The organism is Burkholderia latens (assembly GCF_001718795.1).
GTDB lineage: Bacteria > Pseudomonadota > Gammaproteobacteria > Burkholderiales > Burkholderiaceae > Burkholderia > Burkholderia latens_A.
Genome location: NZ_CP013438.1, coordinates 706,742 through 717,812, shown reverse-complemented (window position 1 = coordinate 717,812; position 11,071 = coordinate 706,742). Strand labels below are relative to the sequence as shown.

Here is an 11,071-nt window from a genome sequence, read left to right as displayed (position 1 = left end):
AGTCGTTCGCAGCACGGTGGCAGATCCGCCCAGCTTACCAGCGCAAAAACCATTCATGTTGAACCCGGTGCCGCCGGTGCGACGACCGTCAGCAGCACTGTCGTGCCATGCCGACCATAGGCGCGATTAACGACGCGACGCGGCTCTTTTCTCTATGACCGTGCGATCGACGATCGCGCGTGCATGCGTTCCGCTGCCAACCTGGCCTTTCGGATCGTGCACGACGACGTCGAAGACGAACAGGTTGCCTTCCCGCCGGCGGAAGCTAGCGGTGGCGCTTACTTGCGCATCGACCGGTGTTGGTGCCGAGTGCGTCAGCTGAGTCGTGACGCCCACCGACAACTGCCCGTCCTCCAGCTCGGCGCGCATGATTTCCGCACATGCCCGCTCCATCAGGCCGAGCATCGCGGGCGTCGACATCACGTCCGGGTATTTTTCGTCCGTATCGTTGCCGAAGGCGGACGCCTTGTTTGGCAATAGGTTGTGCCAAACCCGGGGCAGCCTATGCCGCGTTGTGCGGCTACGTACAGAACGAAGGCCCGCAGAGCATGGAATTTACGGTACCCACCGATCTCGTGGTGCCTCGCGATGCGCCGGTGGGCGCGGTGGTGTGGGTGTCGGAAGGTATTCCCGCGCCCAACCAAAACCGGTTCAACTGCCGCGGTGACTTCAAGCACGGGATGGTCAATTCGGTAGGTGCGGCCGCTAGCGCTGCAACGAGCGCCGACCTTCCGATCGGCAAGACGGGCTTGGCTTGGAGTTTCGATGAGTCGGACCAACCCGGGTTGCCCGATATCGCTTTTGCGTCCGCCATCTCGAATCCGAGTTCGCAGACCACCTGGGGTTGGCTATCGAAGCCAATGACTCTGCGCATCAAGAAAATTGGCCCGGTTGAACCGGGTGCGAGTGTTCCTTCCGGAATCCTCGGTTACATTACCGTTGAAAATCAGATCAAGCCAATTACGGTAAAAACACGCAATCAATCCTCCGTCGCGACACTTTCCTGCAAGACGCCGGTCGTCAATGTATCGATGGGGGATCAGAACTATGTGGGGCAGTTCAAGGGCATCGGTTCTTCGCTGGCGCCCGTCAGCTTTTCAATTGCCCTGAAGGAATGCCCCGAGGGCATCAGCAAGGTGTCGTATCAGCTGAATCCCAACACGACCATTGTTGATGCAACGCGGTCGGTCGTGGCGCTCGATGCTGACTCGACCGCCAAGGGCGTGGGCTTGCAGCTGCTCGATAGCTCGGGTAACCCAATCGCGCTGAAGACCAAGCTGCAGTACGGCGATTACGACAAGCTCGGCGGCAACTTCAACATTCCGCTGAAGGCGGCGTATCGACAGACCGCTGCTACCTTGGTGCCGGGCACGGCGAATACCTCGGTGACCTTTGTGATGACCTATGACTGACGCAACCCGCGCCGAATCGTCGGGCACGCGTTAGCGTCAAGCCAACCGGGGAGTTTTCGCCGAGCTTCGTCCAATGTTCACGCGTGTAGTCGAGGTAGAGATTCATCTGCCCGCGTCCGCATAGCTGAAGCGTCCGACCTTCAAATCGATAATGAGCAGGCATCGCAAGCGCCGGTGAAAAAACACGAGATCGACGCGAAACCAGGTGTCATCGATCCGCAGACGCCGCTGCCGACCTATGCAATTTCACGGTGCACGTGCCAGTCGACGTTGACGGATGAGTTCGGAATAGCCGGAAAGACCAATGTGGCGGAAGGCAGCCGGAGTCGAACCGACCCGGGAGTGTCTGACACCCCCAACCGGGTTTGAAGCCCGGCCGTACCACCGGATACGAATGCCTTCCGTGGGGAAAAACCGAAAAGAACGACGAGCGCCTACGCCTGAATACCCGCCCAACCGCTGTCAGGCCGCAGGAAGTGAAGATCGCGGTGGAAGCGAGTATACCCAACCCGGTCGAAGAACTCGAGAATCTGGATCGCACGCTTGCGGCCGAGCCCGGTCGCATCGCGAAATGTTGCAGCGTCGAGGCCGCCGCCGCGCGTCGGCGCGAGTTGCGCGACGAGGCCGGCGAGTTCGCGCACGACATCCGCGTGATAGAACAGATCGCGCACGATCTGATGCACGTCGCCGCGCCGCGCGAGCTTGCGCAGCAGCGCGCGCACGGCATCCTCTGCCGCGCCCGTGTCGCGCGCGAGGTCACGCACCCACGGCGGATCGAATCGCCCCGCATGAATCAGCGGCAGCAACTGCTGCGCCAACGCCTCTTCGCGCGCATCGACACTCACCGCATGCGATGGCAGGTGCAGCCACGGCCCGCTGCGCGCAAGCGCCCCGTCGCCCACCAGCGCATCGACCACCGCGCGCCACAACGCATCGCCGACGAGCGGCGCCGCCATTCGTCGCAGACGTGCCGCATCGAGGCCCTGCTCGTCCGGCATGCGCTCGTGGTATGCACGCAGCGCGTCCAGCGCGCGCGCCTGCAGCGCTACCCAGTGTGCGCGCGCGATCACCGTGCCGTCGTTCGACGTGCGCTCGCGTTGACCGATCGACAGCGCGTCCTCCCGCAGCGCAAGCACGTCAGGCGCGAACCCGGTCAAGTGCGTGAGCATCGTGCGCGCAATACCGAGCGGCGCCTGCTCGAGCAGTGCATCGAGCCGCCGTTCGTCGAGCCACGCAGCCAGCGCGTCGAGCCACGCGCGCCGCGCCGGCGTGCGACGCTTGCGCGCCGGCCCGAACGGATCGAGCACACGGCCGCCGCCGACGGTGCGCGTCGCTTGCGGATTGCGGACGATGAAACGGTCGCCCGGTAGCGCGAACACCGGCTCGTCGAACACGAGCTGCACGCGCATCTTCTGTCCGGCCGCGAGCGTTTCGCCGTCGAGCAGCGCAACGTGCGCGACGCGATGCAGCGTGCCCAGGTGCACGTGCAGCGGCGCCCAGTGCGTCAGCGTAAGTCCCGCATCGGCCAGCAGCGTCAGTTCGACGTCCACACGCGGCGACGTCGCGACGAGCCGCGCATCGGCAATGGTATCGCCGCGTTCGACGTCAGCCTTGTCGACGCCGGCCAGATTCAGCGCGCAGCGCTCACCCGCGCGGCCCGCGTCCACCGGCCGGTTTTGCGCATGGACGCTGCGCACGCGCGCGGCATCGCCGGTGCGTGCGATCGCGAGCGTGTCGCCGGTCGCCACGCGGCCCGCGAACGCGGTGCCCGTGACGACGGTGCCCTGCCCGGCCAGCGTAAACACGCGATCGACGGCGAGCCGGAACAACCCGTCGTCGCGACGCGCACGCCATCCAAGTGCCGCGTCGGCCAGATATTGCTTCAGCGCGGCGACGCCTGGATCGTCGGCAACGGTCGCCCGCGTTTCGAAGATCGGCACACCGGCTAGCGTCGAATCGTGCAGCCACGCGGCGATCTCGTCGCGCACGTCGGCAATCCTCGCCGCATCGACGCGATCGCACTTCGTCAACGCGACGGCGCCGTGTGCGACGCCGAGCAATTGCAGAATCGCGAGATGCTCGCGCGTCTGCGGCATCACGCCATCGTCGGCGGCGATCACGAGCAGCGCGAAATCGATCCCGCACGCACCGGCCGCCATCGTATGAATCAGCTTCTCGTGACCCGGCACGTCGATCAGGCCGAGCACGTCGCCGTTTTCGAGCGGCGTGTACGCGTAGCCGAGTTCGATCGAGATGCCGCGCGCCTTCTCCTCCTTCAACCGGTCGGTGTCGACGCCCGTCAGCGCCCGCACGAGCGTCGTCTTGCCGTGGTCGATGTGTCCCGCGGTGCCGACGATCATGCACGCGGCTCCACGCGCTGCATGCATTGCGCGACGAATGCCGCTTCGTCGGCCGCTTCGACGCAGCGCAGGTCGAGCCTCAGCGCATTGTCCGCGACGCGGCCGATCACCGGGCGCGGCCATTCGCGCAACCGCTTCTCGAGCTGCGCAAGCGCGCGGCCGCCGCGCTTGCCGTCCGGCGTGCGTACGACGAGCCCGGCGCTCGGCAACTGGTCGACCGGCAGCGCGCCGCTGCCGATCTGGCTGAACATCGGCTCGACGCGCACGTCGAAGCCGCTGCCGAGCGCGGCCTGCAACGCCGGCCGCACGCGCTCGGCGGCCTCGGCGATGTCGTGCTGCGGCCGCGTGAGCAGACGCAGCGTCGTGAGCCGCTCGCGCAGGAATTCCGGCGCCTGGTAGAGGCGCAGCACGGGTTCGAGCGCAGCCAGCGTCAGCTTGCCGACACGCAGCGCACGCTTGAGCGGATGCTTCTTGATCTTCGCGATCAGCGCGCGATCGCCGACGATCAGGCCGGCCTGCGGGCCGCCGAGCAGCTTGTCGCCGCTGAACGTGACGACGTTCGCGCCGGCCGCGACGGTTTCCTGCACGGTCGTCTCGTGGGGCAAGCCCCATTGCGACAGGTCGGCGAGCGTGCCGCTGCCGAGATCCACCGCCACCGGCAGCCCGCGCTCGCGCGCGAGCGGCGCGAGTTCGGCCAGCGTCACTTCCTTCGTGAAGCCGCTGATCGCGTAGTTGCTGCAATGGACCTTCATCAGCAGTGCCGTGCGCGGGCCGATCGCGTTCGCATAGTCGTGCAGATGCGTGCGGTTGGTCGTGCCGACTTCACGCAGCTTCGCGCCGGCGCGGCTCATGATGTCGGGAATGCGAAATGCGCCGCCGATCTCGACGAGCTCGCCGCGCGACACGATCACTTCACACCGCGGCGCGAGCGCGGACAGGGCCAGAAACACGGCTGCAGCGTTGTTGTTGACGACGGTCGCTGCTTCCGCACCGGTCAGTTCGCACAGCAGATCGTCGATCAGATCGTCACGGTCGCCGCGGCGGCCGGTCGCGAGGTCGAATTCGAGGTTGAGCGGCTGCGTGAGCGCCGCCACAACCGCGCGCACCGCGTCGTCGGGCAACAGCGCGCGCCCGAGATTGGTGTGCAGCACGGTGCCCGTCAGATTGAACACCGGGCGCACGGCACCCGCGCTTTGCGCGGCCAGCATATGGGCGACGGCGGCGGCGATTCGCGGCTCGTCGAGCGGTTCAGCCGCCGTCGGATCCTGCTGCGCGGCGGCGCGCCAGCGTTCGAGTTCGGCGCGCACCGCGTTCAGCACCCGCGTGCGGCCATAGTCCGCGAGCAGCGGCTGCAGCGGCGCCGACGACAGCACGCGCTCGACAGACGGCACACGCGCGAGGACGGCATTCAGTTCGTTCAAACCCGGTTCGGTCACGTAATCGTGGCTCCCTTTCGATGCATGACAGGCGACCTGCGCCGGCGCGCGCGCCGGCGCCGTGCCGTCAGTCCGTTTCCGCTTCGCGCGACATGTCGGGCCACAGCAGCGGGTTCGGCGAACTCCGCTGGTAGCCGGCTTCGTTCATCAGCAGGTCCAGCGTGAGGCTCGCGAGGTCGTCCGCGAGCGGTTCGAACTCGTAGTCCTTCTCCTGGTAGCCGATCTTGCGATAGGTCTTGCATTCGTCGCACGACTCGGCCTTGACGGCTTCGCTGCCGCCCTCGATCCCGTGGTAAGCGATGCCCTTGGTCGAGTCGCAGTGCGAACACTTCGTACGCACCATGTGCCACTCGGTCGTACAGAGCCCGCACTGCAGGAATCGATAGCCCTGATACTGGCCGCCGACCCGCACGATGCTCGCGACCGGATGCGTGCCGCACACCGGGCATACGCCCGGCTGATCGAGATACGGGACGTCAGCCGGCGTCACGCGGCTCGCGAGGTCCGTCCACGCGACCTGCAGCGCGGCCATCACGAACGGAGCGGTGGCCGGGTCGACCTCGGCGAAGCGCAGTGCGAGGACCGCGTCGGCCTGCGCGTCGAGTTCGGCCGGCGCCATCAGCCGCAGCCGGTCGAGCAGTTTCGCGAGTTGCGGGTTGACGAGCCCTGCGCCTTCGACGCGATCGAGCAGTTCGTACAGCACGGCGCGCCAGCGCGCGTCGCGCTCGCCGCCGAGCGCCGGCACGAGCAGCATCGAATGTTGCTGCGCGCGTGCAATCGCCTCCTTCGACGGCAGCGGCAACTCGAGCGTTTGCAGCGTCGCGTGCTGTGCGTCCGCAACAGTGGCCATCAGCCGCAGGTAACCGCTGATCGGGTTCAGATCGGCGAGCTTGCGCAGTCGCTCGGCACGCGCGGCGAATGCGGTGCCGCGCTCGGGCAGGCGAAAGCGCGGGATGGCCGAATGATCGAGTGCCGAGATCTCGGTCGGCTCCAGAATGCGTTGTGTCACGACAATGTCTTCCAAAAAACTAAGCGCCGACGGATCGGCGCTTTCAGGCGATTCCGGCGGTTGGCGGAACGATGCGCCGCACGCGGCGTATCGTTCCGCGCCGCTGCGTTACTTCACGCTCTCACGGAACCACTTCGGGTGATGCTTGCGGGCCCAGCCCAGCGTGACGGTGCCGCGCACCATCGCTCCGATCGACCCCTTCACCCACAACGCCGCGTAAATATGCACGATGATGCTCGCGATCAGCACGAAGGCCGCCACGGCGTGCACGACAGCTGCCGCGCGGATCACCCCGATCGGGAAGTAGAACGAGAAGTAGCGGCGCCAGATCACGATTCCCGACAGCAGAAGCAGCAACAGGCACGCCACCAGCGTGAAGAATAGCAGCTTCTGTCCGGCGTTATAGCGCCCGACCGGCGGCAGCCTGTCTTCCCGGTTGGTGACCACGTCGCCGATCTGCTTCAGCCATTGACGGTCGTCCGCATCGAGCACGTTGTGATGCCAGAAGCGCACCACGAGTATCGCGAACGACACGAACATCACGAGGCCGACGAACGGATGCAGGATCCGCGTCCACTGGCCGCCGCCGAACAGCGCGGTGAGCCAGAACATCGACGGGTGGAACAGCGCGAGCCCGGACAGCGCGAGCAGCACGAACGTGATCGCGGTGATCCAGTGATTCGTGCGCTCGTTCGGCGTGTAGCGGACGATCAGGTTGGGGTCGTCGTGGTTCATTTCGCGTCCTCCTTGATGCGTCGTGCCTCGTCGCGGGCAGCGGCTTCCTCTTCGTCGGTGACTTCGTTGGGACCGACCCGCGTGTAGTGGAAGAACCCGGCCAGCGCGGTCAGCGCGAGGCCGGCCACCGCGAGCGGCTTCGCGATGCCCTTCCACAGCCTCACCATCGGGCTGATCGACGGATTGTCGGGCAACCCGTGATACAGCGATGGCTTGTCCGCGTGGTGCAGCACGTACATCACGTGCGTGCCGCCGACGCCCTGCGGGTCGTACAGCCCCGCATGCTCGAAGCCGCGCTCTTTCAGGTCCTCGATCCGCTCGGCCGCGTGCTGCTTCATGTCCTCCTTGGTGCCGAACACGATCGCGCCCGTCGGGCAGGTCTTCACGCAGGCCGGTTCCTGCCCGACCGCGACGCGATCGGAACAGAGCGTGCACTTGTACGCGCGATGGTCCTTCTTCGAGATCCGCGGCACGTTGAACGGGCAGCCGGTCACGCAGTAGCCGCAACCGATGCAGTTCTCCTCGTGGAAGTCGACGATCCCGTTGTTGTACTGCACGATCGCGCCCGGCGACGGGCAGGCCTTCAGGCAGCCCGGATCCTCGCAGTGCATGCAGCCGTCCTTGCGGATCAGCCATTCGAGGTCGCCGGCCGGGTTCTCGTATTCGGAGAACCGCATGACGGTCCACGAGTGTTCGGAGAGGTCGGCCGGGTTGTCGTACACGCCGACGTTGGTGCCGACTTCGTCGCGCAGGTCGTTCCACTCCATGCATGCCGTCTGGCATGCCTTGCAGCCGATGCACTTCGATACGTCGATCAGCTTCGCGACGCTTCCGGTCACCGGTTCGCGCGCCGTGGGCGGCGGCGTCGTGGTGGCGGAGACGCGCTTGATATCCAGCGATTGCAATGCCATCTCTTCCCCCTTACGCCTTTTCGACCTTCACCAGGAACGACTTGAATTCCGGTGTGTACGAGTTGCCGTCGCCGACGGACGGAGTCAGGGTGTTGGCGAGATAGCCGGGCTTCGTCAGACCCTTGAAGCCCCAGTGCAACGGGACACCGACCGTCTGGACCTTCTTGCCCTCGATCGTCAGCGGCTTGATCCGCTTCGTGACAAGCGCGACCGCGACGATGTAGCCGCGCTTGGACGACACCTTCACGCGATCGCCATGTGCGACACCGACTTCCTTGGCGAGGTCTTCGCCGATCTCGACGAATTGCTCGGGCTGGATAATCGAGTTCAGCCGCGCATGCTTGGTCCAGTAGTGGAAATGCTCGGTCAGCCGGTACGTCGTCGCGACGTGCGGGAACTCCGTCACCTTGCCGAACGACGCGCGGTCGTCCGGGAACACGCGGGCGGCCGGGTTGTTCAGCGCCTGCGGGTTGTCCGGGTGAAGCGGGTTCGCCGCGAGCGGCGTCTCGAACGGCTCGTAGTGCTCGGGGAACGGGCCTTCGTTCATCCCCGCACGGGCGAAGAAGCGCGCGACGCCTTCCGGGTTCATGATGAACGGCCCCATCCCGTTCTCCGGCGGTTCGTCCGCCTTGAAGTCGGGGACGTCGGCGCCCTTCCACGCGCTGCCGTTCCAGCCGATCAGCTTGCGGGTCGGATCGAACGGCTTGCCGCTCACGTCGCACGACGCGCGGTTGTACAGGATCCGCCGGTTCGCCGGCCATGCCCACGCCCAGTTCAGCGTCTGGCCGATGCCGGTCGGGTCGGAGTTGTCGCGCCGGCCCATCTGGTTGCCGGCTTGCGTCCATGCGCCGCAGAAGATCCAGCAGCCGCTCGCGGTCGTGCCGTCGTCCTTGAGCTGCGCGAACGCGGCGAGCTGCTCGCCCTTCTTCACGAGCGTCTTGGTCGGATCCTTCGGGTCGGGCAGATCGGCGAGCGCGCGCCCGTTGAACTCCATGGCAAGCTCTTCGGGCGTCGGGCTTTCCGGGTTCGCGTACGGCCAGGTCAGGTTCACGATCGGATCCGGATACTTGCCGCCTTCCGTCTGGTACATCTTGCGCATGCGCAGGAACAGCCCCGCCATGATCTCCAGATCGCTCTTGGCTTCGCCGGGCGGCTCCGCGCCCTTCCAGTGCCATTGCAACACGCGGCTCGAGCTGACGAGCGAGCCGTTTTCCTCCGCGAAGCACGTGGTCGGCAGACGGAACACCTCGGTCTGGATCTTCGACGGATCGACGTCGTTGAAGTCGCCGTGCGGCTTCCAGAACTCGGACGTCTCGGTCGCGAGCGGATCCATGATCACGAGCCACTTCAGCTTCGCGAGGCCGGCGGCCGTCTTGACCTTCGACGGCGCCGCCGCGAGCGGGTTGAAGCCCTGGCAGATATAGCCGTTCATCTTGCCGGCATTCATCAGCTCGATCGCCTGCATCAGGTCGTACTGCTTGTCGAGCTTCGGCAGGTAGTCGTACGCCCAGTTGTTCTCGGCGGTCGCCGCATCGCCCCACCACGACTTCATGAAACTGACGTGGAACGCTTTGTAGTTTTTCCAGTAGCTCAGCTGGTTCGGGCGCAACGGCAGCTGTGTGCGCTTCTTGATGTAGCCGTCGAAATCCTGCTCGGCCTGCATCGGCAGCGTCATGTAACCCGGCAGCAGGTTCGACATCAGCCCGAGATCGGTCAAGCCCTGGATGTTCGAGTGGCCGCGCAGCGCATTCATCCCGCCGCCGGCGATGCCGATATTGCCGAGCAGCAGCTGCACCATCGCGCCGGTGCGGATGATCTGCGCGCCGATCGAATGGTGGGTCCAGCCGAGCGCGTACAGCACCGTGCCGGCGCGGCCGGGCACGGCCGTGCTCGCGAGCATCTCGCACACCTTCAGGAATTTCTCCTTCGGCGTGCCGCACGCCTGCTGGACCATGTCCGGCGTATAGCGCGCGTAGTGCTGCTTCAGCAGGTTGTACACGCAGCGCGGATGCTGCAGCGTCGGATCGACCTTGACGAAACCGTCGTCGCCGCGCTCATAGTCCCAGCTCGATTTGTCCGGGTACGCGTGCTTCTGCGCGTCATAGCCGGAATAGATGCCGTCGTTGAACGCGAAATCCTCGCGGACGATGAACGTGAAATCCGTGTAGTTCTTCACGTACTCGTGCTGGATCTTGTCGTTCGTCAGCAGATAGTTGATGACGCCGCCCAGGAAGACGATGTCGGTGCCGGTGCGGATCGGCGCGTAGTAGTCGGCCACCGAGGCCGTACGCGTGAAGCGCGGGTCGACGACGATCAGCCGCGCCTTACGGTGCGCCTTCGCCTCCGTCACCCACTTGAAACCGCACGGATGGGCCTCGGCTGCATTGCCGCCCATCACGAGAATCACGTCCGCGTTCTTGATGTCGACCCAATGGTTCGTCATCGCTCCACGGCCAAACGTCGGGGCAAGACCTGCCACCGTCGGGCCATGTCAGACACGCGCCTGATTGTCGAATGCGAGCATCCCGAGGCTGCGGACAGCCTTGTGCGTCAAGTACCCGACTTCGTTGCTGCCCGCCGACGCGGCCAGCATGCCGGTGGTCAGCCAGCGGTTGACCTTCGCGCCGTCTTCCGCCGTCTCGACGAAGTTCGCGTCGCGGTCTGCTTTCATCAGCTTCGCGATCCGGTCGAGCGCGTCGGCCCAGGAAATGCTCTGCCACTTGTCCGAACCCGGCGCGCGATACTCGGGATGCGTCAGACGATTCGGGCTGTGGATGAAGTCGATCAGGCTCGCGCCCTTCGGGCACAGCGTGCCGCGATTGACCGGGTGGTCGGGATCGCCTTCGATATGGATGATGCTCGGCTGCGCGTTCTTCGCGCCGTCACCGAGGCTGTACATCAGGATGCCGCAACCGACCGAACAATATGGGCAGGTGTTGCGCGTTTCGACTGTGCGCGCCAGTTTGTACTGTCGGACTTCGGCAAGCGCTTCGGTCGGAGAAAAGCCCATCAGGGCAAGACTCGATCCGGCAAGCGACGTGGCCGTCACCTTCAGGAACTGGCGCCGGGACATTTGTAGCATGATGGTCTCGGCGTTCTTGTGGGGTGGGGTACAACTGAAAGGAATTATAGACAGTTCACGCAACTTCGATCGAATCCTCGGATCAATACCGATTTGTCCGATTAACCTGCGATGATCCGCGTTCCT

At 65.4% G+C, this 11,071-nt stretch carries 8 protein-coding genes, 1 tRNA gene and 1 pseudogene; 1 reads left to right on the top strand and 9 read right to left on the bottom strand.

The window, feature by feature from the left end; translation table 11 throughout:
* Positions 1–126: 126 nt before the first annotated feature.
* On the bottom strand, positions 127–477 hold the full coding sequence (locus WK25_RS22545) for a thioesterase family protein (protein ID WP_409995348.1): 351 nt from the start codon (positions 475–477) through the stop codon (positions 127–129).
* 71 nt (positions 478–548) lie between these two features.
* Between WK25_RS22545 and WK25_RS22540 the strand changes: the two genes are divergently transcribed.
* A complete protein-coding gene (locus tag WK25_RS22540) occupies positions 549–1,412 on the top strand; it encodes a fimbrial protein (RefSeq protein WP_083253065.1) in 864 nt (287 codons plus the stop codon).
* Between the two features lie 31 nt (positions 1,413–1,443).
* Here WK25_RS22540 and WK25_RS30770 read toward each other — a convergent pair.
* The 8 genes and pseudogenes from WK25_RS30770 to fdnG all read right to left on the bottom strand — a co-directional run.
* Positions 1,444–1,652 (bottom strand): annotated as a pseudogene (locus WK25_RS30770) (PDDEXK nuclease domain-containing protein); the annotation flags it as partial.
* A gap of 67 nt (positions 1,653–1,719) precedes the next feature.
* Positions 1,720–1,815 (bottom strand) — tRNA-Sec (locus tag WK25_RS22535).
* Positions 1,816–1,846: 31 nt separating this feature from the next.
* Positions 1,847–3,772, bottom strand: coding sequence for a selenocysteine-specific translation elongation factor (gene selB, locus WK25_RS22530; protein WP_069242780.1), 1,926 nt, complete (start codon positions 3,770–3,772; stop codon positions 1,847–1,849).
* Positions 3,769–5,208, bottom strand: a complete 1,440-nt coding sequence (gene selA / locus WK25_RS22525; protein ID WP_069242779.1) for an L-seryl-tRNA(Sec) selenium transferase — start codon at positions 5,206–5,208, stop codon at positions 3,769–3,771. The genes selB and selA overlap by 4 nt, the downstream gene beginning before the upstream one ends.
* A gap of 67 nt (positions 5,209–5,275) precedes the next feature.
* Positions 5,276–6,217: a formate dehydrogenase accessory protein FdhE gene (fdhE, locus tag WK25_RS22520; RefSeq protein ID WP_174554696.1), complete on the bottom strand. Its 942-nt coding sequence runs from the start codon at positions 6,215–6,217 to the stop codon at positions 5,276–5,278.
* 108 nt (positions 6,218–6,325) lie between these two features.
* A complete protein-coding gene (locus tag WK25_RS22515; RefSeq protein ID WP_040139450.1) occupies positions 6,326–6,952 on the bottom strand; it encodes a formate dehydrogenase subunit gamma in 627 nt (208 codons plus the stop codon).
* Positions 6,949–7,863, bottom strand: a complete 915-nt coding sequence (fdxH, locus tag WK25_RS22510) for a formate dehydrogenase subunit beta (protein ID WP_040139449.1) — start codon at positions 7,861–7,863, stop codon at positions 6,949–6,951. Before fdxH ends, WK25_RS22515 begins: the two co-directional genes overlap by 4 nt.
* A 10-nt stretch (positions 7,864–7,873) precedes the next feature.
* Positions 7,874–10,945, bottom strand: coding sequence for a formate dehydrogenase-N subunit alpha (gene fdnG / locus WK25_RS22505; RefSeq protein WP_156789085.1), 3,072 nt, complete (start codon positions 10,943–10,945; stop codon positions 7,874–7,876).
* Positions 10,946–11,071: the final 126 nt, after the last annotated feature.